This window comes from Caballeronia sp. LZ043, from assembly GCF_031451075.1.
Taxonomy (GTDB): domain Bacteria; phylum Pseudomonadota; class Gammaproteobacteria; order Burkholderiales; family Burkholderiaceae; genus Caballeronia.
The window spans coordinates 1819805-1845830 of record NZ_JARUXT010000001.1; the positions used below are offsets into that span (position 1 = coordinate 1819805).

At 64.2% G+C, this 26026-nt stretch carries 25 protein-coding genes and 5 tRNA genes; 6 read left to right on the top strand and 24 right to left on the bottom strand.

The features are described from left to right. Nucleotides 1-3: 3 nt before the first annotated feature. From rbfA to QCE64_RS08210, 8 genes are all read right to left on the bottom strand, one after another. The gene (gene rbfA / locus QCE64_RS08175) at nt 4-390 is read right to left on the bottom strand and encodes a 30S ribosome-binding factor RbfA (protein WP_310003377.1); all 387 of its coding nucleotides are present in this window, start codon (nt 388-390) and stop codon (nt 4-6) included. 95 nt (nt 391-485) lie between these two features. Further along, complete coding sequence (gene infB, locus QCE64_RS08180) at nt 486-3485, bottom strand: translation initiation factor IF-2 (protein WP_310003380.1); 3000 nt, start codon at nt 3483-3485, stop codon at nt 486-488. Between the two features lie 93 nt (nt 3486-3578). Further along, entirely contained in the window at nt 3579-5054 is a 1476-nt protein-coding gene (gene nusA, locus QCE64_RS08185; RefSeq protein WP_310003383.1) for a transcription termination factor NusA, read from the bottom strand. Continuing rightward, complete coding sequence (gene rimP, locus QCE64_RS08190; protein WP_309808592.1) at nt 5051-5509, bottom strand: ribosome maturation factor RimP; 459 nt, start codon at nt 5507-5509, stop codon at nt 5051-5053. The genes nusA and rimP overlap by 4 nt, the downstream gene beginning before the upstream one ends. A gap of 358 nt (nt 5510-5867) precedes the next feature. Beyond that, nucleotides 5868-7775: a 23S rRNA pseudouridine(2605) synthase RluB gene (gene rluB / locus QCE64_RS08195; protein WP_310003385.1), complete on the bottom strand. Its 1908-nt coding sequence runs from the start codon at nt 7773-7775 to the stop codon at nt 5868-5870. Between the two features lie 131 nt (nt 7776-7906). Continuing rightward, entirely contained in the window at nt 7907-8875 is a 969-nt protein-coding gene (gene scpB / locus QCE64_RS08200; protein WP_310003387.1) for an SMC-Scp complex subunit ScpB, read from the bottom strand. A gap of 335 nt (nt 8876-9210) precedes the next feature. Then, the gene (locus QCE64_RS08205) at nt 9211-10446 is read right to left on the bottom strand and encodes a pyridoxal phosphate-dependent aminotransferase (RefSeq protein WP_309930285.1); all 1236 of its coding nucleotides are present in this window, start codon (nt 10444-10446) and stop codon (nt 9211-9213) included. A gap of 85 nt (nt 10447-10531) precedes the next feature. After that, complete coding sequence (locus QCE64_RS08210; RefSeq protein ID WP_309919749.1) at nt 10532-11434, bottom strand: LysR substrate-binding domain-containing protein; 903 nt, start codon at nt 11432-11434, stop codon at nt 10532-10534. A 428-nt stretch (nt 11435-11862) separates the two neighbouring features. On the opposite strand from QCE64_RS08210, the gene QCE64_RS08215 reads away from it, so the two are divergent. Together QCE64_RS08215 and QCE64_RS08220 are read left to right on the top strand one after the other, a co-directional pair. After that, complete coding sequence (locus tag QCE64_RS08215) at nt 11863-12264, top strand: transposase (RefSeq protein ID WP_309808600.1); 402 nt, start codon at nt 11863-11865, stop codon at nt 12262-12264. 248 nt (nt 12265-12512) lie between these two features. After that, complete coding sequence (locus tag QCE64_RS08220; RefSeq protein WP_309916774.1) at nt 12513-12770, top strand: hypothetical protein; 258 nt, start codon at nt 12513-12515, stop codon at nt 12768-12770. Between the two features lie 299 nt (nt 12771-13069). Here QCE64_RS08220 and QCE64_RS08225 read toward each other — a convergent pair whose 3' ends face one another. Next, nucleotides 13070-13381: a hypothetical protein gene (locus QCE64_RS08225; protein WP_309916776.1), complete on the bottom strand. Its 312-nt coding sequence runs from the start codon at nt 13379-13381 to the stop codon at nt 13070-13072. A gap of 337 nt (nt 13382-13718) precedes the next feature. Between QCE64_RS08225 and QCE64_RS08230 the strand changes: the two genes are divergently transcribed. After that, the gene (locus QCE64_RS08230; protein WP_310003390.1) at nt 13719-14372 is read left to right on the top strand and encodes a YdcF family protein; all 654 of its coding nucleotides are present in this window, start codon (nt 13719-13721) and stop codon (nt 14370-14372) included. A gap of 317 nt (nt 14373-14689) precedes the next feature. Then, complete coding sequence (locus QCE64_RS08235; RefSeq protein ID WP_309916781.1) at nt 14690-14935, top strand: hypothetical protein; 246 nt, start codon at nt 14690-14692, stop codon at nt 14933-14935. 110 nt (nt 14936-15045) lie between these two features. Here QCE64_RS08235 and QCE64_RS08240 read toward each other — a convergent pair whose 3' ends face one another. After that, entirely contained in the window at nt 15046-15465 is a 420-nt protein-coding gene (locus tag QCE64_RS08240) for a gamma-glutamylcyclotransferase family protein (RefSeq protein ID WP_310003392.1), read from the bottom strand. Between the two features lie 161 nt (nt 15466-15626). On the opposite strand from QCE64_RS08240, the gene QCE64_RS08245 reads away from it, so the two are divergent. Next, nucleotides 15627-16478, top strand: coding sequence for a helix-turn-helix transcriptional regulator (locus tag QCE64_RS08245; RefSeq protein ID WP_309916787.1), 852 nt, complete (start codon nt 15627-15629; stop codon nt 16476-16478). A 7-nt stretch (nt 16479-16485) separates the two neighbouring features. On the opposite strand, the gene QCE64_RS08250 is transcribed toward QCE64_RS08245, so the two are convergent. From QCE64_RS08250 to gltX, 7 genes are all read right to left on the bottom strand, one after another. Further along, entirely contained in the window at nt 16486-16950 is a 465-nt protein-coding gene (locus tag QCE64_RS08250; protein ID WP_309808616.1) for a GNAT family N-acetyltransferase, read from the bottom strand. A gap of 175 nt (nt 16951-17125) precedes the next feature. Then, nucleotides 17126-17202: transfer RNA gene (locus QCE64_RS08255), tRNA-Asp, on the bottom strand. A 77-nt stretch (nt 17203-17279) separates the two neighbouring features. Next, nucleotides 17280-17355: transfer RNA gene (locus QCE64_RS08260), tRNA-Glu, on the bottom strand. 83 nt (nt 17356-17438) lie between these two features. Beyond that, nucleotides 17439-17515 (bottom strand) — tRNA-Asp (locus QCE64_RS08265). Between the two features lie 69 nt (nt 17516-17584). After that, a tRNA-Glu gene (locus QCE64_RS08270) sits at nt 17585-17660 on the bottom strand. A gap of 164 nt (nt 17661-17824) precedes the next feature. Then, nucleotides 17825-17900: transfer RNA gene (locus tag QCE64_RS08275), tRNA-Ala, on the bottom strand. A 151-nt stretch (nt 17901-18051) separates the two neighbouring features. After that, entirely contained in the window at nt 18052-19461 is a 1410-nt protein-coding gene (gene gltX / locus QCE64_RS08280) for a glutamate--tRNA ligase (RefSeq protein WP_310003394.1), read from the bottom strand. 311 nt (nt 19462-19772) lie between these two features. On the opposite strand from gltX, the gene QCE64_RS08285 reads away from it, so the two are divergent. Continuing rightward, a complete protein-coding gene (locus QCE64_RS08285; protein WP_309916793.1) occupies nt 19773-20705 on the top strand; it encodes a patatin-like phospholipase family protein in 933 nt (310 codons plus the stop codon). A gap of 93 nt (nt 20706-20798) precedes the next feature. Here QCE64_RS08285 and iscX read toward each other — a convergent pair whose 3' ends face one another. The 7 genes from iscX to QCE64_RS08320 all read right to left on the bottom strand — a co-directional run bounded on the left by iscX (nt 20799) and on the right by QCE64_RS08320 (nt 25998). After that, the gene (gene iscX, locus QCE64_RS08290) at nt 20799-20996 is read right to left on the bottom strand and encodes a Fe-S cluster assembly protein IscX (protein ID WP_309808622.1); all 198 of its coding nucleotides are present in this window, start codon (nt 20994-20996) and stop codon (nt 20799-20801) included. A 14-nt stretch (nt 20997-21010) separates the two neighbouring features. After that, complete coding sequence (fdx, locus tag QCE64_RS08295) at nt 21011-21352, bottom strand: ISC system 2Fe-2S type ferredoxin (RefSeq protein ID WP_061138726.1); 342 nt, start codon at nt 21350-21352, stop codon at nt 21011-21013. A gap of 27 nt (nt 21353-21379) precedes the next feature. Then, nucleotides 21380-23245, bottom strand: a complete 1866-nt coding sequence (gene hscA, locus QCE64_RS08300) for a Fe-S protein assembly chaperone HscA (RefSeq protein WP_309916795.1) — start codon at nt 23243-23245, stop codon at nt 21380-21382. A 36-nt stretch (nt 23246-23281) separates the two neighbouring features. After that, the gene (gene hscB, locus QCE64_RS08305; protein WP_310003397.1) at nt 23282-23812 is read right to left on the bottom strand and encodes a Fe-S protein assembly co-chaperone HscB; all 531 of its coding nucleotides are present in this window, start codon (nt 23810-23812) and stop codon (nt 23282-23284) included. Between the two features lie 83 nt (nt 23813-23895). Continuing rightward, on the bottom strand, nt 23896-24219 hold the full coding sequence (gene iscA / locus QCE64_RS08310) for an iron-sulfur cluster assembly protein IscA (RefSeq protein WP_309808632.1): 324 nt from the start codon (nt 24217-24219) through the stop codon (nt 23896-23898). 81 nt (nt 24220-24300) lie between these two features. Continuing rightward, entirely contained in the window at nt 24301-24729 is a 429-nt protein-coding gene (gene iscU / locus QCE64_RS08315) for a Fe-S cluster assembly scaffold IscU (protein WP_309901630.1), read from the bottom strand. Between the two features lie 45 nt (nt 24730-24774). Next, on the bottom strand, nt 24775-25998 hold the full coding sequence (locus QCE64_RS08320) for an IscS subfamily cysteine desulfurase (RefSeq protein ID WP_309916802.1): 1224 nt from the start codon (nt 25996-25998) through the stop codon (nt 24775-24777). Nucleotides 25999-26026 lie beyond the last annotated feature (28 nt).

Consider the following 26026-nt stretch of genomic DNA (forward strand, 5'->3'; position numbering starts at 1 on the left):
GACTTACGCGCCTTCCTGACCGTCGTCGGAGTCTTTCGCGCGCGTCGCGTTCGCTTCGTCGATCAGGCGCGACATCTCCACCGCCTTCTCGATCGTCTTGTCGTAATGGAAATGCAGCGTCGGCACCGTGTGGATGTGCAGGCGCTTGAACAGCAGGTTATGCAGATGCCCGGCCGCGTGATTCAGCCCTTCCTGGGTCTGTTGCGGATCGCCGGTGAGCGTCGTGAAATAGACTTTCGCATGCGCGTAGTCGGGCGTGAGCTCGACGCTCTGGATCGTCACGAGCCCGATGCGCGGATCCTTCACTTCGCGCATCAGCTCCGACAGGTCGCGTTGAATCTGGTCCGCAATCTGCACATTGCGGTTCGCGGAGGTCTTTCGTTTAGCCATGATGTTGTTTCCGTATCTCTTTCGCGCCGCTGCAAATGAAAAAGGCGGAGCGAGCCTTCAGGCCCACCCCGCCCTCTATCCAGCGGCTCAGCGCATTACAGCGTACGTGCCACTTCGGTCACTTCGAAGACTTCGAACTGATCGCCTTCGACGATATCGCTGAAGTTCTTGATCGACATACCGCACTCGAAGCCCTGACGCACTTCCTTGACGTCGTCCTTGAAGCGCTTGAGCGAATCCAGCTCGCCGGTATGGATCACGACGTTGTTGCGGATCACGCGCACCGACGAGGAACGCTTGACCACGCCGTCCGTGACCATACAACCCGCGATCAGGCCGACCTTCGGCACGCGGATCACCTGGCGCACCTCGACCATGCCCGTCACCGTCTCGCGCTTCTCCGGCGCGAGCATGCCGGACATTGCCGCCTTCACCTCATCCACTGCGTCATAGATGATGTTGTAGTAGCGGATGTCGATGCCGTTCGCCTCGGCCACCTTGCGCGCCTGAGCATCTGCACGCGTGTTGAAGCCGATGATGACCGCCTTCGAAGCCGTGGCCAGGTTGACGTCCGACTCGCTGATCGCGCCGACGGCGCTGTGCACGATCTGCACGCGCACTTCGCTGGTCGAGAGCTTGAGCAGCGACTGCACCAGCGCTTCCTGCGAGCCCTGCACGTCCGCCTTGACGATGAGCGGCAGGTTCTGCACTTCGCCTTCGCCCATTTGCTCGAGCATGTTCTCGAGCTTGGCGGCCTGCTGCTTGGCCAGCTTGACGTCGCGGAACTTGCCTTGACGGAACAGCGCGATTTCGCGCGCCTTGCGCTCGTCCGGCAACACGATGACTTCCTCGCCCGCCGCCGGCACTTCCGACAGACCCTGGATTTCCACCGGGATCGACGGACCCGCCGACTTCGTGGGCTTGCCGGTTTCGTCCAGCATGGCGCGCACGCGGCCGTATGCACTGCCGGCCAGCACCACGTCGCCGCGGTTCAGCGTGCCCGACTGCACGAGGATGGTCGCGACCGCGCCCTTGCCCTTGTCCAGCTTCGCTTCGATGACGAGACCCTTGGCGGCGGCTTCCACCGGCGCGGTGAGTTCCATCACTTCGGCTTGCAGCGAGACGTTTTCCAGCAGATCGTCGATGCCCTTGCCGGTCTTCGCCGACACTTCGAGGAACGGCGAATCGCCACCGTACTCTTCCGGCACCACGCCTTCCGCGACGAGTTCCTGCTTCACGCGGTCCGGGTTGGCATCCGGCTTGTCGATCTTGTTGATTGCGACGACGATCGGCACGCCGCCCGCCTTCGCGTGAGCGATGGCTTCCTTCGTCTGCGGCATCACGCCGTCATCGGCGGCAACCACCAGGATGACGATGTCGGTTGCCTTCGCACCGCGCGCACGCATGGCCGTGAAGGCCTCGTGACCCGGCGTGTCGAGGAAGGTGATGACGCCACGCGGCGTGTCGACGTGATAGGCGCCGATATGCTGCGTGATGCCGCCCGCTTCGCCCGCCGCCACTTTCGCGCGACGAATGTAGTCCAGCAGCGAGGTCTTGCCGTGATCGACGTGACCCATGACCGTGACGACCGGCGGACGCGGCAGCTTCTCGGCCGTGTCTTCCGTGGCTTCGCCTTCGATCAGCAGCGCTTCCGGGTCGTCCAGCTTCGCCGCGACCGCGCGATGGCCCAGTTCCTCGACGACGATCATCGCCGTTTCCTGGTCCAGCACCTGGTTGATCGTGACCATCTGGCCGAGCTTCATCATCACCTTGATGACTTCCGAAGCCTTCACCGACATCTTGTGCGCGAGATCCGCCACCGAGATGGTTTCCGGCACGTGCACTTCACGCACGATGGGCTCGGTCGGCGCCTGGAACGACGTGTTCTGGTCCTGATGCTTGCCGCGACCCTTCGGACCGCCGCGCCAGCCGCGATCGACACCGCCGCTGCTGTCGCCGCGCGTCTTGATGCCGCGGCGCTTCGATGCGTCGTCCTGCCAGCCGCCCTTGCCGCCGGCCTTCTTCTTGTCGCCGGCGCCTGCGGGCGCCGTGGATGCGGGCGCCGCCGTGGCGCCGGGCGCCGGGCGCTTCGCCACTGCCGGACGGGCCGCTTGCGCACCTTCCGGCTTGGCCGGCTTGTGCAGCGTGCCCTTGGCCTCGGCGGCCTTCGCCGCTTCGGCCGGCTTCGCGGCGGGCGCCGGTTCCGGTGCCTTCACCTGCGCCTTGCGCGGCGTGTTCATCATTTCGCGGATGGCGCGCGCTTCGGCTTCGGCCGCCGCACGACGCTTCGCGATGGCTTCCTGCTCGAGACGCGCCTTTTCCGACGCAGCGCGTGCGTCTTCTTCCGCCTTCTTGGCGGCTTCGCGTTGCGCGGCGCGTTCGCTGGCGGCCTTTTCTTCGGCAGCCTTTTCCGCGGCTTCGCGCTGCGCGTCTTCGTTCTGCTTGGCCTCGGCCGTTGCCTGGGCGCGCGCTTCTTCACGCGCTTCCTCGCGGGCTTCCTGACGCGCGGTCTGCGCTGCACGGGAGATTTCCGCCGCCTGGGCCGCAGCCGCCGCACGGCGCTCCGCTTCCTCTTCCTGCTTGCGACGTTCGGCTTCCGCCGCTTCCTCGCGGGCACGGCGCTCGGACTCTTCCTGCTCGAGCTTCGCCTGACGCTCCTTCAGCTCGCGCTCTTCGCGCTCGAGCTGCTCGGCGGCATGGCGCGCTTCTTCCTCGCGCCGCTGCAGTTCGGCTTCGTCGACCTCGGGTTCCTCGACGTGATTCGACGCCGCTTCACCCTGCTCCATGCCGGGCTCGTCGCGCTTCACGAACACACGCTTCTTGCGCACCTCGACCTGAATGGTGCGAGCCTTACCCGTTGCGTCGGATTGCTTGATCTCCGACGTATGCCGGCGGGTCAGAGTGATCTTGCGTTTGTCGGCATCGGCGGAACCGTGCGACTTGCGCAAATGATCGAGCAGGCGCGCCTTGTCCGTCTCGGAGAGATCGTCGTTCGCGCTCGCTTTCTGTACGCCAGCCGCCTGCAGTTGTTCCAGCAGTACGCCTGCAGGCATTTTTAGTTCCGCGGCAAATTGGGCTACGTTGTTACTCGCCATTCATTCCTCTTGATGCAAGGACAGATCCTTGCGGTTAGATCGGGGTCACGCGGCCAGACAGGCCGCCAAATATCAGTGCGCCATGGTCATTTCTCACTGGAACCAGTGTTCACGTGCTTTCATGATCAACGCCTTAGCGGCATCCTCTTCCATACCGGTCATTTCAACCAGTTCGTCGACTGCCAGTTCCGCGAGGTCGTCGCGGCTCTGAACCTGATGCTCGGCGAGTTTCGCGAGCAGCTCGTTGTCCATGCCTTCGAGACTCTTCAGGTCGAGCGCGACGCCTTCCACCTTCTCTTCATTGGCGATGGCCATGGTCAGCAGCGCATCGCGCGAGCGGTTGCGCAGCTCGTGCACGGTGTCTTCGTCGAAGGCTTCGATTTCGAGCATTTCGTTGAGCGGCACGTACGCGATTTCTTCAAGGCTCGTGAAGCCTTCGTCGATCAGGATGTCGGCGACTTCCTCGTCCACATCCAGACGCGCCATGAACAGGTCGCGCAACTTGCCACGCTCTTCGTTCTGCTTCAACGCCGATTCGTCCGGCGTCATGATGTTGATCTGCCAGCCGGTGAGTTCGCTTGCGAGTCTCACGTTCTGGCCTGCGCGGCCGATGGCGACGGCGAGCTCGTTCTCGTCCACGACGACGTCCATAGAGTGCTTTTCTTCATCGACGACGATGGACTGGACGGCTGCCGGCGCGAGAGCGCCGATCACGAACTGCGCGGGATCTTCCGACCATAGCACGATGTCGACGTTCTCGCCACCGAGCTCATTGCGCACGGCCTGCACGCGCGAGCCGCGGATGCCGACGCAGGTACCGATGGGATCGATGCGCTTGTCGTAGGCGATCACGCCGATTTTCGCACGCACGCCGGGATCGCGCGCAGCCGCCTTGATTTCCAGCAGGCCTTGTTCGATTTCCGGCACTTCGAGTTCGAACAGCTTCATCAGGAACTCGGGCGCGGTGCGCGAGAGTTCGATCTGCGGGCCGCGCGCGGTGCGGTCGACCTTCGCGATGTAGGCGCGCACGCGGTCGCCCACGCGCAGGTTTTCCTTCGGGATGAGCTGGTCGCGGCGCAGCAGCGCCTCGACACGGCCCGATTCGACGATGAAGTTGCCCTTGTCCAGGCGCTTCACCGAGCCGGTCATGATCTTTTCGCCGCGCTCGAGGAAGTCGTTCAGGATCTGCTCGCGTTCGGCGTCGCGCACCTTCTGCAGGATGACCTGCTTGGCGGCCTGCGCACCGATGCGGCCGAATTCGATGGAGGGAATCGGCTCTTCGATGAAGTCGTCGACTTCCGCGTCGGCCTTCTGTTCCTTCGCTTCGAACAGCAGGATTTCCTGATCCGGCTCCTGCAGACCGGCTTCGTCCGGCACCACGCGCCAGCGGCGGAAGGTTTCGTGCTCGCCGCTTTCGCGGTCGATCGCGACGCGGATGTCCACGTCTTCTTCGAAGAGCTTTTTCGTAGCAGAAGCAAGCGCAGCTTCCAGCGCTGCGTACACGACGTCCTTGTTGACGTTCTTTTCGCGTGCCAGCGCATCCGCCAGCATCAATACTTCGCGACTCATTGTTTGCGGCTCCTAAAGTCAACCTTGGGGACGAGACGTGCGCGATCGAGGTCCGCGAGCGTGAAATCCAGCATCGCGGCGCCGTCCTTCCCTTCAAATTCCAATCCGATCGTTTCGCCTTCGGGGGCGTGCAAGATGCCACGGAACGACTTGCGCCCGTCCAGCGGTTTTTTCAACGTGATGGCGACTTCGCTTCCCGCGAAGCGCTCGAAATCGGCCAGCTTCTTGAGCGGCCGATCGAGGCCCGGCGACGAGACTTCGAGCCGGCCGTAGTCGATGTTCTCGACTTCGAACAAATATTGGAGCTGGCGCGTGACCTTCTCACAGTCTTCGATGGCGATACCGGCCGGCTGGTCGATATACACACACAGCAACCCGCCTCCCGACCGCTCGAGATCGACAAGCTCGTAGCCGAGGCCCGAGACCGTGGTTTCTATCAATTCCGTCAGTTGCACAGTAACTCCAAGGTGTTCGCGCGCTCCACGCCGAAACACCCGCGGGCAGCGCCTACATGCGGGCGCGCACCCCTGCTCCCGAGATGCCGAACCGAAAAGCCAAAAAAAAATGGGCCAATGCCCATCTTTTTCAACCAGGTCGCACCCGGGCAGCAGAAAAACTACGTGCCCAGCGACTTCGTAATTTTAGCCGTTTTTCGCGACGAACGCAAACGTACAGCACGCTTTCAGGCCCGTTGAAGCCCTGTTGATGCCGCTTTCAACGCGTCTGATCCCGGTGCTGCAAGGCCGTTTGCCGTCGCTGCGCGCGAGAACGAAGGCGGGCTGGCGCTTGCTCGCTCCCCCCTCGCTCCGCGTCTTAACGCCCGCGCGAGCGATTGCGCGCACCGCGATTCGCGCCACCTGGCTTGCCCTGCCCGCCGGCCGGCTGACCGCCGCCACCCGAGCGATTGCCGCGCGGTGCGTTGTTGCCCGGACGCTTGCCGGCGCCGGCCACACCCTGCGTATTGCCTTGCGGACGCGCGCCGCGCTGCCCCGGCCGGCCGCCGCCATTGGTGCGATTGCCGTTCGGCTCCTGGCCGATGCGGTTGCCGTTCGGCTCCCGGCCGCCACGACGGCCCGCGCCGCCGCCATTTCCCATGTTGCCCGCGTTGCCCGTATTGCCGCCGAGTCCGCCCATGCCGCCGAGGCCGAAGCTGCTGGCCATGCCGCCCGGCTGTCCGCGGCGGCCGCCACGACCCGGCGTGGTCTGCTGCGTCATCCGCGAATGCGAGCTCAGCACCGGTTCGCGCGTGATGAAGCCCATCGACGTCTGCATCGGGTCGGGCTGCACGCGCGGCGCGGACTGGCGTCCGCCCTTGTCCTCCGTCGGCAGCTTCAGTCCGACCGACGCCATCAGGGTGCGCACCTGATTGTCCTCGAGCTCTTCCCAGCGGCCGCGCTTGAGACCGCGCGGCAGTGCGATCGGGCCGTGACGCGTGCGGATCAGGCGGCTGACCATCAGGCCTGCGGCCTCGAACATGCGGCGCACTTCGCGATTGCGACCTTCCGCCAGCGCAACGTGGTACCAGTGATTCGTGCCCTCGCCGCCGCCGTCCTGGATGCGCAGGAAGTTGGCGGGGCCATCGTCGAGTTCGACGCCCTTGAGGAGCCTCTGCTTCATCCCTTCCGACAGCTGCCCGACCACCCGCACCGCGTATTCGCGTTCGACGCTATAGCGCGGATGCATGAAGCGGTTCGCCAGATCGCCGGAGGTCGTGAGCAGCAGCAGGCCCTCGGTATTGAAGTCGAGACGGCCGACAGCGAGCCACTTGGCCGTCTTCATCGACGGCAGCTTGTCGAAGACGGACGGACGGCCTTCCGGGTCCGCATGGCTGACGATCTCGCCGGTCGGCTTGTGGTACAGCAGGATGCGCGGCGGCTTGCTGGCGAGCTTGCGGCGGACCGGCTTGCCGTTGATGCGCACCTGATCGGTCGGCATGATGCGCTGGCCGATGTGCGCCGGCTCGCCGTTCACCGACACGCGCCCCGCGATGATCAGCTCTTCCATGTCGCGACGCGAACCCATGCCCGCGTCGGCGAGCACCTTGTGCAGCTTCGGCGCGTCGTCGTCCGGCTCCAGCACGCGCTTCTGCTGCTGGACCGCGCGGCCGCGACGCAGCATCGGTGCGCGGACGCCGCCGGTGTTGTCGGCGTCGAAGGCCGGCGAGGTCACGTAGGCGAAGACATCGTCGACCGCTGCGGCCGCGGCGCTTTCCACCGTCGCGGGGCCGCCGTCATTGCGCTTGCCGCGCTTCTGCTGCGGCTGGGCCTGCTTGCGGCGCGCGCCTTCGCGGGCGGGCTGGGCCGGCGCGGCGGCCTGGCCGGCGGTGTTCGCGGCCTCGACCGGCGCTTCGCCGCTGGCCTCGCCCGCTTCTGCACGCGGGTTCTTGCGACCGCGCGGCTTTGCGCCTTCCTTGCGCGGGCCCTTGGCGTTCGGATCCTTGCGCGGCGTACGCACCTGGGCTGCCACGACGCCGTCCGGCGGCGTCTCGGTCACGGCGGCCGGCGCGTCCGGCGACGCTTCGCCGCCCTTCGTCTTGGCGACAGCGCGACGCCGCGCGATCAGGCTGCGCGGCCCGCGGCGCAGACCGCGGCGCGGACGATCGTCGCCCTCGCCATTCTCGTCGCTGCGCGTGCGTTCGCCGGCATCGGCCGACTCGGGTGCATCCGCGTCATGCACGCGGCGTGCGGATTCAGGCGAATCGCTGTCGTGGGAGTGTGTCAAAACAACCTCAAATGTCGAATTGCGCGCCCATCGCGGGCGCGACAAAAAATCCGCTGATCGGTCCGGCTGGTCGTCTCGAAATGTTCTTTATGGAGAGCCGGGTTCCGGAACAGGGGCCATGCGTCTTTGCGTCAGGCGCGGCGCGCCTTCGGTTCTTCGGAGTCGTCGTCCAGTTCGTCTTCGAACACTGGACCCGTGTCTTGCGCGTCGTCGCGCGGCGCCGGAGTCAGAGCCGGCGCGGTGTGCGCGTCCTGCGCGGTATTCAATTGCTGCGGGTGAAGCTCGGCGGGGACCGCCCGAATGGGGTCGATGTCCTCCGCTGCGGCCGACGCAGGTTCGGTACCCTGCCCGACGGGTTCGTCGTGTGCCGCGTGTCCTTCGTCTTGCTCGCCCTGTCGTCCATCGACGACCGCGCCGGGCCCCTGCGATTCCTCTTCCGGCGCGGCGGACGCGCTTGCCGCGTCGAGCGGCTTATCGGCGTTGACCGGCGCCTCAGGTTGATGTTCCCCGGCAGCGGGCGCATCCACGGCCACGCTTTCGGGGAATTCGATCGAATGCTGCGCGAGCAGCGACGCTTCGAATTGCGCCGATGGATTATCCAGTGCCGGCAGTTCGTCGAGCGCGCTCAGGCCGAGGTCGTCGAGAAACTGCTTGGTCGTGGCATACAGCGCCGGACGTCCCGGCACATCCCGATGACCAATGACTTCGATCCAGCTGCGATCTTCCAGTTGCTTCACGACCTGCGTGTTCACCGTCACGCCCCGAATCTCTTCGATATCGCCCCGCGTCACCGGCTGCCGATAGGCAATGATCGCGAGCGTTTCGAGAACCGCGCGGGAATACTTGGGCGGCTTTTCAGGATGCAGACGGTCGAGATAACTCCGCATCGCCGGCTTGCTCTGAAAACGCCAGCCCGAAGCAAGCGCCACGAGTTCCACGCCACGGCCCGACCAGTCGGCCTGAAGCGCTTCGAGCAAGGTGCGCACGGTGTCCGCCGAGATGTCGTCGGCGAACAGCTTGCGCAAATCATGCAGCCTCAGCGGTTCCTGCGCGCAAATCAGGGCAGTCTCGAGGACGATCTTCGCCTCTTGGGTATTCATGCAGCTTGGGTCAACCCTGTATGGTCAATGATTCGATTCAAAGCGAGCTTGAGCAGATTCGAACGCCACCGGAGCGGTGCGAACGATAAAGCTGTACGCGGAATTTCAAGACGCGCTCGCCCGATTTCTCGCCCGATCGGAACCGGTCATATTGATTGGGAGCACGCACCGGGGAGAGGCAGCATTGGGCGTTCGGTGAGCGAGCGCCGGGCCAGTCCAGCCGGTCGAGGTGGCGCTTTCCAAGACGAAAGCGCGTGACTGAGCGCCATATTACGCAAAAAGAACCGGGGCGTAAAGGTGAAGCAGCATCGCGGCCGAAACTCACTCGACGGCGCCTACGCCGCGCCGCGCGCCGCCAGGAAGCGCCGCAGACGCTCGACGCCCGCATCGAGGCGCGCCGGATCGCAGGCGTAGCACCAGCGCACGAAACCTTCGCCCTCTGCGCCGAACGCACTGCCCGGCGCGAGACCGAGTCCGGCGTCGCGCACCAGCGACTTGCACAGGTCGAGGCTGTGCGCCGCGCCCGGGAGCGAGAAGAACAGGTACATCGCACCGTCGGGCGCGCGCACGTCGACGCCTTCGATGCCCTGCAACGCGCTCACAAGGTGATCACGGCTCGCGCGCAGATCGGCGACGAGCGACTGCGTGAAGCGCTCGCCCTCCGCGACGGCGACCACGCCCGCTCTCTGCACGAACGACGGCGCGCACGACGTGTTGTATTCCACCAGCTTGCCGAGATCGTCCATCAGTTGAGTGGGCGCGACGAGCCAGCCCAGGCGCCAGCCGGTCATGAGCCACGCCTTCGAAAAGGAATTCACCGCGATCACGCGCTCGTCGCGCGCAGCGAGATCGAGGAAGGAAGGCGCGGCGCCGCCGTCATCGCCGTAATAGAGACGCTCGTAGACCTCGTCCGCGACGATCCAGATGCCATGGCGCCGGCAATGTGCCAGGACGGCGCGCTGGTCGTCGCGGCTCATGGTCCAGCCGGTGGGGTTGTTGGGCGAGTTGATCATCAGCATGCGCGTGTCCGGCGTGAGCGCAGCCAGCAAGCGGTCGAGATCGAGCGTCCAGCCATGTGCGCCGTAGCTCAGCGACACCGTTTCGACGCTCGCGCCCAGAATTTTCGGAATCTCGACGAGATTCGGCCACAGCGGCGTCACCGCAACCACGCGATCGCCCGCGCCGACCACCAGCTGGGCCGCGAGCATCAGCGCGTTCACGCCGGCGCTCGTCACGGCGACGTGATCCGCCGAGGTTGCGCCGTGCAGTCCGCTCACGTAAGCAGCGAGCGCCTCGCGCAGCGGCGCGATGCCGAGATTGTGCGTATAGAAGGTGTCGCCGTCGGCGAGCGCGCGGCTGGCGGCGTCGCGAATGAAGGGCGGCGTCACGCGGTCGGATTCGCCAAACCAGAACGGCAGCACGTTCGCGACGCCGAATCCCGCGTTCGCCACTTCACGGATCTGCGACGGGCGCAGCGCCCGCACGGCATCTCGGGCATTCGGCGCACCGAATCCGTGCGCGCCGCCGAGTTGGCTCAGTTCACTGATCACTGCTCCTTCCGATTCACTCATTACCCGCCCCGTTGCGTTGTCAATTCAGGAAATCAAGTCTAACGCGCGCCTGCCGGTTTAGCGGCGCGTACCGGTTCAAGCCCGTTCAAATCAGATCTTCCGCGCGCCGCGGCAGCGAAGCGATCAGCGACCAGACCGATTCAGCCGCCGGCGACAGCGAACGATCGCGCCTGCGCACCAGTTCCACTGTGCGCTCCGCGCGCGGTTCGAGCGGCAACGCCACCAGCGACGACTCCGCCGGCAACGGCAGCGCGAGCCACGGCAGCACGCTCACGCCGACGCCCGCCTCGACGAGCCCGAACACCGTCGCCGAATGCCCCAGCTCCTGCACGACCTGCGCGTCGACGCCGTGCTCGCGCATGACGGCATCGATGAGCGGCCGGCTGCCGGAGGCGTAATCGAGCATCACGAGGCGCTCGCCGGCGAGCTTTTCCCATGGCACGGCGTCCTGGCGGCCGAGCGGATGATCGCGCCGCGCCACAAGACAGAACGAATCGGTCATGACGGGTTCGCCGTACAGGTCATCCGACGCAAACGGGCCGATCACGACGCCGAAATCCACCTCGCCCGATTTGACCTTGCGCAGGACGTCGGACTGGACGTCGTCGCGCAGGCCGAGCGAGATCAGCGGGAACTGCGTCAGGCACGAGGCGACGACGCGCGGCATCAGCCGGCACGCGATCGTCGGACTCGCCGCGACGATCACCCGCCCGCGGCGCTGTTGCCCCAGGTCGCGGACTTCGCGCAGCGCCTCGTCCAGATCCGCGAGCAGCCGCGACACTGTACCGACGAGGTTCAGGCCGACATCGGTCAACTGCACTTCGCGGGTCGTGCGGTCGATCAGCTTGAAACCGATCTCGCCTTCCAGTTCCCGCACACAGCGGCTGACGGCCGACTGCGTGAGGCCGATTTCATCGCCCGCGCGACTGAAGCTGCGCAGCCGCGAGACCTCGATGAAGACACGCAGCTGTCGCAGCGTCACGTTCAAGGGCGCGTTCATTCCGATCGCTCATCAATATTGTCGTTTAAGTCGGAATTATAGGTCTGAGCAGGCTGAATGCTTGCGCGAACGTACGTTTCGCTGCGGTGCAGCATATTCCGGAAACGCACGCCGGATGGGCCTATTGCACTGGATTGGTGATTGTCCCGATTTCTTAATTGGTTCATTTCGGGTCTGATACGGGCCATGCTGACATCGCGTCAGCCTACTGCCATGCGGGTTTCCCGGATTTCGCGACACGCATGGCACGGTTCTCGCATTTCATTGCGCACAGAGGTCGGAGTCGTTACACGGAAGCACGAAATGATTGTTCACCGTCATCCGCTCCGGCCTTTCCTGGGTATTCGTTCATCGGATTCCGACCAGAGTGCGCGGCGCGGGGCAGCGCACCGGGGTTAGCTTCGCTGAGGTGAGATATGGTGCTGTTCGACGATTTGAGAGATAACGAGTGGGCGCTGGTTGAGGCGTTGTTCTGTGCCGAACCGGCGCGTAGCGAGCGGCGCGGCCGTCCGCGCGTCGAAGCGCGTGCGGTGGTCAATGCCGTGTTGTGGGTGCTTTCGACAGGCGAAGGCTGGTCGAAACTGCCCGGCCGCTACCCTTCCCCGCCGACCTGCCGTCGACGCTTCGACGAGTGGCAAGCAGACGGCACGCTGGCCGAGATCGTCAAGCGCCTTGCGGGCAATGGTCGCGAAGTGTCGCTGCGTGGCCGCATCGGTTCGAGCGCCGCCAAGCCGCCTACGCCGCCGAGCCGCGACCGCCTGCGCGGCGCGTTCTGGACCAACCCGGAATCGTGGCGCGCGCCAGCAAAGATGGCCTGACCATCGCGCCTTGCCGAGGCCGTCGTCAGACGGCCTCGATGCATCATCGTCCTGCTGCGCAAGCTTGCCTTGCGCCCTGTCTGTTCTCTCCATCGGTTTACCCGTGCGGCTCTGTACGCTAGCAGACGTCGTCGGCGCGCACGTGGAGCGAAACAACTCTTTACTATTCCTTACAGCGCGGAAGCGGTCCGACGCTTAACTTGGTGAATGATCGAACCAGCTCCACGCGGGCTTGGAGGGATTTCGCCATGAAAGCATCGACTCTGCTCGTCCACGGCGCGCTGGTTGCGTTGATGAGCACGACGGCGATGAGCCAGGCTCAGCCGCCGCCTGCCGCGTCCGATTTTCATGTCAGCACCAAGGCAGCCATGGAAGCACCGCAGGGCGGTCCGCGCACACGCGGCGTAACGCCTCCGGCGCCCCGTGGCGACCTGCGCGGCGATATCGCCAGCAACGTGCGCGCACGCCCCGATGCCGAGCGCGACGGACGGCCGCAGCATCACTGAGCTCCAGACTTCATCAGGTGCGCGCGCGACGCGGCTGCGTTCGCGCGGAGAGACGACGAGAAGGAATCCCGCTCGTCAGCGACAGTCACAGGTTTTGCCGTGCACGTAGCGTGGCAACAGTGAGATCCGGAATGCCCGTATCCTCGTGATACGGGTTTTTTTTGGCTGCGGCTCCGGCGGAAGCGCCGCGCTCCAGCGGGTTCATCCGGCCCGTACAGGCGAACAGGCGAAGCCTCTCCCTCGGCCTTCGCCGATCGCTTGCCGCCCGAAGCAGGACGACGAAAGCGCTGTCCTGCGGACTAGACCTTCGCCTCCGCCAGCGTTTCCTGCCCGCCGAACGTGTAGCGTTCCGTGCGGCGCAGGTCCCAGTCGGTGGAGCGCTCATTGCGCGAAAGTCTCGAGAATTCGTTTTTTCCCCGCTCGGTCACGACAGCGATGTCGACCGGGGCATGAAAGCCTGGCGCGGGCGCGACGGTGCGCTGACGGGTCAATTCCAGCAGGCCGAGCGCGCGCAGGAGATCGAAGACATTGGGGCGTTTCGCCCAGGGAACCTGACGATACTGCGCTCGGCGAAGTGCTTCGAGTACGGCTTCGTTGGAATACGTGGTCATCTCGTTCTTTCTTCCTATGCAGCCATGACGACGCTCGTGACGGTCGCAAGACGGTCCGCGACGTCGACTAAACGCGGCGCGCCGAATCTCGTTTGCGAGCAAGTCGACTCGCAGCCGAATGTTTGGCCGCCGCTTGCGTTAGGTGCTGCTTTCTATTACAAGCCCCCGATGAGAGCGCGCTGATCACACGCTTTGCTGCCAACCCGCCGATGCGCCCGGTTGTGCGCGATGACGAAACGATTTGTCTTAAAACCAATACGTTACCCCAATCAAATTGGTTCTATTCACTTTATTCCTGCTTTTTTTTGCATCATTCGCGCTATGGCGACGCCGTCGCGTGCAGATCGCAATCGTCACGGCGGCGCTGGCGTGGGGCATCGGAGCGGGCTGGTTCGCCGCGCCGCTGCTCGCGGTGGCGCAGCGCGGCTACACCCGCACGGCCGCGCCTGACTTTGCTCCGGACACGATCATCGTGCTGATGGGCGGCGGAACCGATCGCAGCGACACGGGGCTCGTGCCCAAGCCCGACTCGATGCAGCGCATTGCGGCGACAGCCGCGCTGTACCGTGAATGCCGGGAAGCGGCGCGATCGTGCAAGGTGATTGTGAGCGGCGGGGATCCCGAACATCACGGCCAGGCCGAAGCCGACAACTACACGCCCTATGTGCTCGCCCAAGGCGTCCAGCCCGATGATCTGGTGCGTGAGAACCAAAGTCTCAATACCTGGCAGAACGCCCGCAATGTCGCCGCCATTGTGGGCCGCGCACATGACAATCGTTTGATCATCGTAACCTCCGCCTATCACATGCGGCGTTCGCTCCGCGCGTATCAGGCATTCGGCTTCGATCCCCAGCCCTACGTGTCCAGTGGCCGGCACGGCCACGTCACGCTCCTGCCGCGTCTCGGAAGCTTCGAGACGAGCGAGATCGCGCTGCACGAACTCGTCGGGCTGGCGCGCTTCGGGGTGTATCGGTGGCTGCACCTGTATTGAACCGACGTCGCGAAATCGGACGAATCGTCTGAAAAGCGCGGATGATCGGCCGTATCGATTGATCAGTACTAGCAACTGAAACAATCCGCCGATATGATTTTCAACGGTCAAAATCGGGAAGGCGATGGATTGGCGCCGAACATTGCCCGACACGTCTGTCCTGTTCCGCGCCTATCATAGGAAGGTCCGGATCGTGGACACTCGGCTTCAAGAAGGTCGGTTGCCGGCTGCGGGAGCGTTTATTGCTCACACCCAAAGCGTTTTTCCACCGGATCGGACAGGCGATTCCCGGGTTCAACACCTACTAGGAGGTAACAATGAAGAAAGTGTCCCTGGCTGTTCTGTTGTCCCTCAGTGCAATCGCGACAGGCGCTTATGCGCAGAGCGATCAAGGCGTGACCATGAGCACCGATCCCGCCAAGATTTCCGACATCGAAACGCGTGCGCAAAACCTGCAGTCGCAGCAGGACAACATGCAAAACATGCATTCGCAATCGTCGTCACACAAGTCGATGCATCACAAGAAGTCACACAGCAAGCCGATGAGCGGCTCGAGCCAGTAACGATCGAACCGCCCTTTCGCTTCGGGGCCATTCACGCCGCCGTTGATGCGATGTCGCGTCAAAGGCGGCGCGGACTCATGCAGCAGCGCTTCCTGCATTTGGCATAGCGCTTACTTGACCCGGCTGGCGCGATGGGTGACCCAGTCGCCGCTCTCGATGCGCGACAGACCCGCTACCGCCTGCGCCGTGACGGGATAGATCATGCAGTCGAGCCGGTCTCGGCGACCATCCAGTTCCACCTCTACATGCAGCCGGTGCGCCCGGAACAGTCCTTCCACGCCCGGATAGACTTCCTCGATCTCATCCAGCACCGGCACGAGCGCATCTTCGATGCGATACACATCGCCGTGAACCGGTTGTCCCTCGTCATCGATCACGAGGCCCGGGTAGGCGCCAAAATCGAAAAGCTCCCCATGAACGTGCGCCCGGCCCAGACATTGGGGAGCCGCAATGCCGTGCCGTTCGGCCGCCTGGTTGATATCGTTCGCCTCGCCCGCGCGCAGCGTGCCGTACACGAAAACGTATTGCATCGGGAATGCCGCTCCTGTCGTTGAATTCATCGATGGCGAATTATGCGCCCGCCACGTGCGCCTGCGAGCCGGGCCAAACAAGGCTGCTTTCGGCTAACATCGTCGGCTGATGGCTGCGTGTCGGCGCGCGGCCAACCTGCATCTCCATTCATCGGGCACACATGATCAACCTGGTCGAAGCGGCATCGTCGGACGAGGAAGTCGAGCATCTCGACATCCCGCCCGAGCATGCGCCCACGCTCGCCCATCCGATTCGCGTACGCTCCAGACCCGTGCCCTATGGCGTACGTATCGCCCTGCACACGCATCCGTGGGCGCAGGTCGCCTACACGTCGCGTGGCGTGTTGCGCGTCGCGACCGTCGATTCGACCTGGATGGTGCCGCCTTCCCGCGCCATCTGGGTGCCGCCGAATGTCACGCACGAAGTGGTGATCGTCGAGGATGCCTATCTGCGCACCCTGTATGTCGATGCGAGCGTGGTGCCGGCAGGCCTCGGTGCGTGCCGCGTGGTAGAGGTGTCGGCGCTGCTTCGCGAGGTGATCGCCGCCCTCGATGACGCTTCCATCTCCCCGGAGCGAGAACGGCTGCTCGGCACGCTCGCGCTGGACGAGATCATCCGCTCGGAACCCCTGCCCCTCTCGGTGCCGATGCCCAACGAAAAGCGCCTGCGCGCGCTGTGCAACGCCGTGCTCGCCGAACCGTCTCATTCCGATCTGGAGCGCTGGTCGTCCGAGGCGGGCGCAAGTCCGCGCACCATCGCGCGGCTGTTCAGGCGGGAGCTCGGCGTCAGCTTTTCGCAGTGGCGCCAGCAGGCCGTGCTTGCACGCGCCATTCCGTTGCTGAGCCAGGGGCGTCCGCTCGCGCAGGTGGCGCGCGAACTCGGCTATCAGAGCCAGAGTGCCTTCTCGGCGATGTTCCGTCGCGCATTCGGCGAAAGTCCGCGTGCGTTCTTCGCGCGCGACAACGGTGACAGCCCTGAAGATCGCAGCACGCGCGATCCGGACGGCGCGTGAAGTCTGGTCAGACGCGTCGCACCATATGACGGATCGCGCCGAGTTGCGCGAGACGCGGCCCCGCCAGCCGATAGCCCATGCGCAGGTAAAGCCGTGCTGCGGGGTTGTCGACGAACACGCGCAACTGGCATTCGGCCAGCCCACGCGCCCGCGCCCAGCGATGCGCCGTGTTGAGCAGGAACGTACCCGCGCCGCGCCCGCGATACCCTTGTGCGATCTGCACGTCACGAATATGCAGCGAGTCACCTTCTTCGGTCACGCGCATGACGCCGATGGGCGTGCCATCTGCCTGCAGGATGAAATTTTCGGATTCGCGCCAGCTGGAAAGAAAGAGATCGCCACGCCAGACGAGATTGTGGCGTCGATAGTAGCCGGCCATGTTGTCGTGCATGAGCGCTTCGGCGAATGCGAAGTCTGCCATGGTCGCCTGGCGTAATTGATACAGCGAGAGGTCTTCGGTGGGATCCAGCATCGCGGGTGCGGGCACGAGAACAAGTGCCTCAACACTAAGTCAGCGCGGGCAGGCTGGCAATGGCCATTACTACGGGCGATCGTCCATTCGGCCGAGTACGAAACGGAAGGCGGCCATGAACAGAATCCAGCAGGCAAAAAAAATCCAGCCCGGAGGCTGGATTTCTCTTTACTGCTGGCGGAGCGGACGGGACTCGAACCCGCGACCCCCGGCGTGACAGGCCGGTATTCTAACCAACTGAACTACCGCTCCACTTTCTTGTAATCGGCGCACCGATCCGCCGCGTCATCGACGAACCTTGCAGCGCTTCTGGCAGCCGCCGATCAATCTGGCGTCCCCTAGGGGATTCGAACCCCTGTACTCACCGTGAAAGGGTGATGTCCTAGGCCTCTAGACGAAGGGGACTTCAACTTCTTGCAAACTGCGGCGAAAAAAAACCGGCTCTCAATAGCCGGAGTGTTTTTGCTCGCAGTATTCAAACCAGGTGTTGGCGGAGCGGACGGGGCTCGAACCCGCGACCCCCGGCGTGACAGGCCGGTATTCTAACCAACTGAACTACCGCTCCACTTTCTTGCTATCGATCCGCCGTGTCACCGACGAACGCTGCAGCGCTTTCTAGCAGCCGCCGATAATCTGGCGTCCCCTAGGGGATTCGAACCCCTGTACTCACCGTGAAAGGGTGATGTCCTAGGCCTCTAGACGAAGGGGACAGAAACTTGTTGACTCTGTCTTACTACTGTCTCGCCAACTTACTTTCTGCCGGTCAGCGAAGACCGAAATTCTATACAACTTCGTGCTGTTTGTGAAGTATTTTTTGCGACTTCCAAGTTTCTGGAGAACAACTTCGCCCTACTTCACCTTGCTTGACTGTTCTTGGTGGAGGTAAGCGGGATCGAACCGCTGACCTCTTGCATGCCATGCAAGCGCTCTCCCAGCTGAGCTATACCCCCTTGCAGAACAGAAACGAGATTGTATAGGGCGTTTTCGTAGTTGTAAATACCCTCTGACGAACAAATCGCAAATTATTTGGCTCATCTCGTGCAGTTGCACGCAATCGATGGAGCCCGGCGCTTTCCCACACGCGCCGGGCCCGCGGAAACATCAACTCGCCGCCTTTCCCAAGCGATTCACGACAGCATCGCGACCGAACAGCATCAGCACGGCATCGATGGACGGCGTGTGCGTCGTGCCTGCCACCAGCAGTCGCACCGGCATTGCGAGCTGCGGCATCTTGAGCTTGTGTGCGCCGAGCGTGGCCTTGAGCGCCGCCGCAATCGCTTCCTTGTTCCATTCCACTTCGGCGAGCGCCGTGCACAGATCGGCGATGGCCGGACGCACCGCATCCGTCACGTGTTGCGCATACGCGTCCGGTTCGATCACCGGCTCGCGATAGAACATCGCGGCGTTATCGGCGATCTCCTTCACCGTCGATGCACGGTCCTTCAGCAGCCCGATCACCTGATCGAGCGGCGCGCCGGCAGCGAGCGCGGCGGCATCGATGCCGCCGGCGAGCAGGAACGGCCGGGTCAACTCCGCCAGGCGCGCGTTGTCGGCTTCCTTGATGTAATGAGCATTGAGCCAGTTGAGCTTGTCGTGGTCGTACTGCGCGGGCGACTTGCCGAGATGCTCGAGATCGAACCACTCGACGAACTGCTCACGCGAGAAAATCTCTGCGTCGCCATGCGACCAGCCGAGGCGCGCGAGATAGTTCACCACCGCTTCCGGCAGATAGCCGTTGTCGCGATAGCCCGTCACGCTCATCGCGCCGTGACGCTTGCTCATCTTCTCGCCCTGCTCGTTCAGCACGGTCGGCAGATGCGCGTACACCGGCGTGTCGCCGCCGAGCGCGCGCAGGATGTTGATCTGGCGCGGCGTGTTGTTGACGTGATCGTCGCCGCGGATGACGTGCGTGATCTTCATGTCGAGATCGTCGACGACCACGCAGAAGTTATAGGTCGGCGTGCCGTCGGGACGCGCGATCACGAGGTCGTCGAGTTCCTCGTTCGAGATCTCGATGTGGCCTTTCACCGCGTCGTCCCACGCGACGGCGCCCGTCAGCGGATTGCGGAAGCGCACCACCGGCTCCACGCCTTCGGGCACCGGCGGCAGCACCTTGCCCGGCTCGGGACGCCAGGTGCCGTCATAACGCGGCTTTTCGCCGGCGGCGCGCTGGCGCTCGCGCAGGGCGTCGAGCTCTTCCGTGGACATGTAGCAGTGGTACGCCAGCCCCTTCTCGAGCATCTGCGCGACGACCTCGCGATAACGGTCCATGCGCTGCATCTGATAGAACGGGCCTTCGTCGAAATCGAGTCCGAGCCAGTCCATGCCTTCGAGAATTGCGTCGACCGAGGCGTCGGTGGAACGCTCGAGATCGGTGTCCTCGATGCGCAGCACGAAGGTGCCCTTCATCTTGCGCGCGAACGCCCACGGATACAGCGCGGAACGGATGTTGCCGAGATGGATGAAGCCGGTCGGGCTCGGAGCGAAGCGTGTGCGGACTGGGGTGGTCATTGCTGTGTACTCGATGAGGGCGCCGCCGCCGCGCGGCCAACCCGGAGCGGGCGGCGCACGGCCGAGGCCGGAATGCGATCTGGCGGGCCGCGTGCGCGACGGCCGTCGGAGACGGCCAGCGCACGGCGTGGCGCACGAAACACCCGCACGCGAAGCCCGCCCAAAATGAGCCGAAATTATACTCGCCGGCCGCATCGTGTCGGCCCGCGAGCCTTTGCTTTATGATGTGCGCGCCTGATCGTCACCTGTCCACGAAACCTCCCCGACGCCTCGCGCCATTCGTCCGGGACCCGCTGCATCCGGAGCACGCCTTGAGTTCATCGTCACCCCGTCTTTCACGCCGCGCGTTCTCGCTCGCGGCCGCCTCGTCCGTTCTTGCCGCCTGCACCACGACCAGCAGCGGCGTGTCGGGCGAGACCGCATCCGCGCCGCCACCCCGGCAGGAACCGCAGCGGCCGGTGCGCATCGGCCTGGCGCTGGGCGGCGGCGCGGCGCGCGGCTTCGCGCATATCGGCGTGATCAAGGCGCTCGAAGCGCGCAACCTGCACGTGGATCTCGTCGCCGGCACGAGCGCGGGTTCGGTGATCGCGGCGCTGTATGCATCGGGCATGAACGGCATCGCCATCAACAAGCTCGCGCTGACCATGGACGAAGCCTCGATCAGCGACTGGGCCATGCCCTTCCGCACGCGCGGCATCCTGCAGGGCGTCGCGCTGCAGAACTACCTCAACAAGACCCTCGACAACCGGCCGATCGAGAAGATGGCGCGGCCGCTCGGCATCGTCGCCACGGATCTCAGGAACGGCCAGCCGATCCTCTTCCAGCGCGGCAATACGGGCATTGCGGTGCGTGCGTCGTGCAGCGTGCCGTCGATCTTCGAGCCGGTGAAGATCGGCGATCGCGAGTATGTGGACGGCGGCCTCGTGAGCCCGGTGCCGGCCGCGTTCGCGCACAAGATGGGCGCGGACTTCGTGATCGCCGTCGACATCTCGGCGCGCCCCGAAAGCGGTCTCACGACGAGTTCGTTCGACGTGCTCATGCAGACTTTCACGATCATGGGCCAGACCATCAAGGCCTACGAGCTCGACAAGTACGCCAACGCGGTGATCCGCCCGAATCTCAACGCGATGAGCAGCAGCGACTTCAGCCAGCGCAACGTGTCGATTCTCGCGGGTGAAGAAGCGGTGGCGAAGATGTGGCCGACGCTGCAACGCCAGTTGCAGGACAAGGGCGTGCGCGTCTGAACATCGGAACATCTAAACGCAACGGGCGCAAAAAAACGGCGGCTTCCTGTGCGAAGCCGCCGTTCTTATTTCAAGCCGGATCAGCGTGAGGGATCAGTAATCCGCGTCCTCGATCCACGCTGCCTGGATCGATTCCAGGATCTTCTCGTTGGACTTGTCGGGATCGTCGTCGAAGCCATCGAGCTCGGTAATCCAGCGGTGCAGGTCAGTGAAACGCACATATTGAGGATCGATATCCTGATGCGCGTCGGTGAGAGCCATCGCGATCTCCTGAGTATCTGTCCACTTCATGGGCGAGCCTCCTGTCAGTGATTTTCCTTGGCGTGATTGATGGTGTAGCGCGGGATCTCGACCACCAGATCCTCGTCGGCCGGCACCATTGCCTGACATGATAACCGCGATGTAGGTTCCAGCCCCCACGCTTTATCGAGCAGATCGTCCTCGAGTTCCTCGGACGGTTCGAGCGCGTTGAAGCCTTCCCGGATGATGACGTGACAGGTCGTGCACGCGCACGACTTCTCGCACGCATGCTCGATCTCGATGCCGTGATCCAGCAGGTTGTCGCAGATGCTCTTGGCCGTATCGGCGTCGATCACCGCGCCGTCCGGACACAGCTCCACGTGAGGCAGTACAACGATTTGAGGCATTTTTCGTAAGTTCTCGAATGGGGATGATCAGACGTCGTCAAGCTTGCGGCCCGCGAGCGCGCGACGAATGCTCTTGTTCATGCGGCGCGCGGCGAATTCGTCGGTGGCCGTGGCGAGCGTCTTCGTCGCCTCCTCGATCACTTCCGGCGACTCGCCCTGCGCAACCTGTTCCAGCGCCGCGGTAAGCGTGTCGATCTCCGCGCGCTCCTGCTCATCGAGCAGTTCGCCGTCGGATGCGAGCGCCGCGTGCGTCGCTTCGATCATGCGCTGCGCTTCCACCTGCGCCTCGCGCAGCGCACGCGCGCGCATGTCGATGTCGGCGGTCTTGAAGCTTTCTTCGAGCATGCGCGCAACGTCGTCGTCGGCGAGGCCATACGAAGGCTTCACGATCACCGATGCCTCCACGCCCGAGGTCTGCTCACGCGCGAACACGGACAGGAGACCGTCGGCGTCGACCTGATAGGTCACGCGGATGCGCGCCGCGCCGGCGGCCATCGGCGGGATGCCGCGCAGCTCGAAACGCGCGAGCGAGCGGCAGTCGGACACCAGTTCGCGCTCGCCCTGCACGATGTGAATCGCCATCGCGGTCTGGCCGTCCTTGAAGGTCGTGAAGTCCTGCGCGCGCGCGGTCGGGATGGTGGAATTGCGCGGGATGATCTTCTCGGTGAGGCCGCCCATCGTCTCGACGCCGAGCGAGAGCGGGATCACGTCGAGCAGCAGCCAGTCGTCGCCTTCGCCGCGCCGATTGCCGGCGAGCAGATCGGCCTGGATCGCGGCGCCGAGCGCGACGACCTGATCCGGATCGAGATTGATGAGCGGCGGCTGGCCGAAGAAGGTCTCGACCGCGCGCCGGATCACCGGCATGCGCGTCGCGCCGCCAACCAGCACCACGCCCTTGATGTCCTGCGCCGTCACCTTGGCGTCGCGCAGCGCTTTCTTCGTCGGCGTGAGCGTGCGCGCAACGAGCGCCTGCGTCAGCTCGGCGAACTGCGCCTCGCTCACGGCGACATCGATTTTGCCGCCAGTCGAAAGCGTGGCCTGCACACGCGTCTCGGCGACATCCGACAGCGCTTCCTTCGCCGCGCGCACGCGGTCGAGCAGCAAGCGCACGTCTTCAGGCGCGTCCAGCGACACGCCCGCCTGCGCCAGCACGTGGCGATACAGCACGTGATCGAAGTCGTCGCCGCCGAGCGCGGAATCGCCGCCTGCCGCGAGCACTTCGAAGACGCCCTTCGTCAGCTTCAGGATGGACAGATCGAAGGTGCCGCCGCCCAGGTCATAGACCGCGTAAAGCCCTTCGGCGCCGTTGTCGAGACCGTAGGCGATCGCCGCCGCCGTCGGTTCGTTGAGCAGCCGCAGCACGTTCAGGCCCGCGAGCTTCGCGGCGTCCTTGGTGGCCTGGCGCTGCGCTTCGTCGAAATAGGCGGGCACCGTGATGACCGCGCCGACGAGATCCTCGCCGAGCGAATCTTCCGCGCGGTAACGCAGCGTGGCGAGAATTTCCGCCGACACTTCCACCGGGCTCTTCACGCCGTCGATGGTGCGGATCTGCACCATGCCCGGCGCGTCGATGAAGTCGTACGGCGCGTTCTCCGCGCCTTCCACCTCGCTCTTGCCGCGCCCCATGAAGCGCTTGACCGAGACGATCGTGTTGCGCGGATCGAGAACGGCTTCTTCCTTCGCGATACGGCCGATGCGCCGTCCGCCCTTCTCCAGATAACGCACGACCGACGGCAGCAGCACATGGCCGTCCTCGTCGGGAAGCGCTTCGGGGACACTGTTGCGCACGGCCGCGACGAGCGAATTCGTCGTGCCGAGATCGATGCCGACCGCCACGCGCCGCTGATGCGGCGCCGGCGCCATGCCGGGTTCTGAGATTTGCAGTAAAGCCATCGTTGGTCTTATGGGGTGGTGACGGCGAGCGCGTTCTTACGCGTGCTCCAGCCGTTCGATTTGCGTGCCGATTTCCTGCGCCACGCGCTCGATGAACATCAGTTGCCGCACAGCCTCGCTCGCGGCCTGGTCCGACTGGCTGTCGAGCAGCACGGCGAGCTTCGTGAAGCGCACGCGTTCCTCGTCGCGCAGTTCGTCGAGCAGCGCTTCGAGCGCGCCGACGTTCTTCGCGCCGGCCGCATCCTCGATATTTTCGCGCCATTCCATCTGCTGCATCAGGAACGCGGGCTCCATGGCCGTGTTGTTCTCCGCGCCGACGTCGATGCCGCGCAGCGACAGCATGTAGCGCGCGCGCTTCAGCGGATCGCGCAGCGTCTGGTACGCCTCGTTCGCGCGCGTGGCCCATTGCATCGCGAGGCGTCGCTGGGCGTCGCCGGCCGCGGCGAAGCGGTCGGGATGCACCTGCGCCTGGACGGTGCGATAGGCGTCGTCGAGGGTCTGCTGCTCGATGGCGAAGGTCTGCGGCAGGTCGAAAAGCGCGAAGTGGGTGTCGTTGAGCGAAGCCATGACGATGATGAGGTTTCAGGTTGCGCGAATGAAAAAGGCGGCCCGCGCCGCCTCTTTTGCCGTTGCTGCCGGCGCCCTGCGTGTCACACGCGGAACGATTCGCCGCAGCCGCACTCGTCCTTCGCGTTCGGGTTGTTGAAGCGGAAGCCTTCGTTCAGCCCTTCGCGCGCAAAGTCCAGTTCGGTGCCGTCGAGATACGGCAGGCTCTTCGGGTCGATCACGATCTTGACGCCCGCCGTTTCGAACACGGTGTCTTCCGGCGCGAGTTCATCGACGTATTCGAGCTTGTACGCCAGACCGGAACAGCCCGTGGTGCGCACGCCCAGACGCAGGCCGACGCCCTTGCCGCGCCGCGTCAGGTACTTCTGCACGTGTTGTACCGCCTTGTCCGTCAACGTGATTGCCATGATCTTTCGCTTCTCGTCGCTTTAACCGACCTTCGTCGTTCAAACGGACGTCATGCTCATGCATGGCGCCCGCATCGAACCTTACGCCGCGTGCTGCTTCGCCTCGCCAGCTTCCGCTGCCGGAGCCGCGCTGCCGTGACGCTGCTTGTAATCCGCCACGGCCGCCTTGATCGCGTCTTCAGCGAGAATCGAGCAGTGGATCTTCACCGGCGGCAGCGCCAGTTCTTCGGCGATCTGCGTGTTCTTGATGCTCATCGCTTCGTCGAGCGTCTTGCCCTTCACCCATTCGGTGACGAGCGAGCTCGATGCAATCGCCGAGCCGCAGCCGTAGGTCTTGAACTTCGCGTCCTCGATCACGCCGTCCGCGCCGACGCGGATCTGCAGCTTCATCACGTCGCCGCAGGCCGGCGCGCCGACCATGCCGGTGCCGACCGTGTCGTCGTCCTTCGAGAACGAACCGACGTTGCGCGGATTTTCGTAGTGGTCAAGGACCTTGTCGCTATAAGCCATTTTCAATCTCTCCTGTATTCGGTGTCGCGTGCGCTCAGTGCATGCTCAATGAGCGGCCCACTGGATGCTCGAGATGTCGATGCCGTCCTTGTGCATTTCCCAGAGCGGCGACAGGTCGCGCAGTTTGGCAATCTTGTTCTTCAGCAGGTTGATGACGTAGTCGACGTCCTGCTCGGTGGTGAAACGGCCCACCGTGAAACGGATGGAGCTGTGTGCGAGTTCGTCGTTGCGGCCGAGCGCGCGCAGCACATACGAAGGCTCCAGCGACGCCGACGTGCACGCCGAACCCGACGACACCGCGACGTCCTTCACTGCCATGATCAGCGACTCGCCTTCGACGAAGTTGAAGCTGATGTTGAGGTTGTGCGGCACACGCTGTTCCATGTCGCCGTTCACATACACTTCTTCCATGTCCTGCAGGCCTTTCAGCAGACGGTCGCGCAGCATGCGGATGCGCTCGTTTTCCGTGGCCATCTCTTCACGCGCGATGCGGAACGCCTCGCCCATGCCGACGATCTGATGCGTCGCGAGCGTGCCCGAGCGCATGCCGCGCTCGTGACCGCCGCCGTGCATCTGCGCTTCGATGCGCACGCGCGGCTTGCGACGCACATACAGGGCGCCGATGCCCTTCGGACCATAGGTCTTGTGCGCCGAGAACGACATCAGGTCGACCTTCAGCTTCTGCAGGTCGATTTCGATCTTGCCGGTGGCCTGCGCCGCGTCGACGTGAAAAATGATGCCCTTCTCGCGCGTGATCTCGCCGATCGCCGCGATATCCTGGATCACGCCGATCTCGTTGTTCACGTTCATCACGGAAACGAGGATCGTGTCCGGGCGAATGGCCGCCTTGAACTTTTCGAGGTCGATGAGACCGTCGTCCTTCACGTCCAGGTACGTGACTTCGTAGCCTTCGCGCTCCAGCTCACGCGTGGTGTCCAGCACGGCCTTGTGCTCGGTCTTCACGGTGATGAGGTGCTTGCCCTTGCTCTTGTAGAAATGCGCCGCGCCCTTGATGGCGAGGTTGTCCGATTCCGTCGCACCCGAGGTCCAGATGATCTCGCGCGGATCGCAGTTGACGAGCGCCGCGACATTCTCGCGCGCTTCCTCGACTGCACGCTCCGCATCCCAGCCGTACTGGTGGCTGCGCGAGGCCGGATTGCCGAACTGCTCGCGAAGATACGGGATCATCTTGTCCACCACGCGCGGGTCGACGGGGGTCGTCGCGCTGTAATCCATGTAGATGGGCAGGTGGGGAATATCGTTGTTCATCAGTCGCTCCGGGAAAATCGGTCAAAGC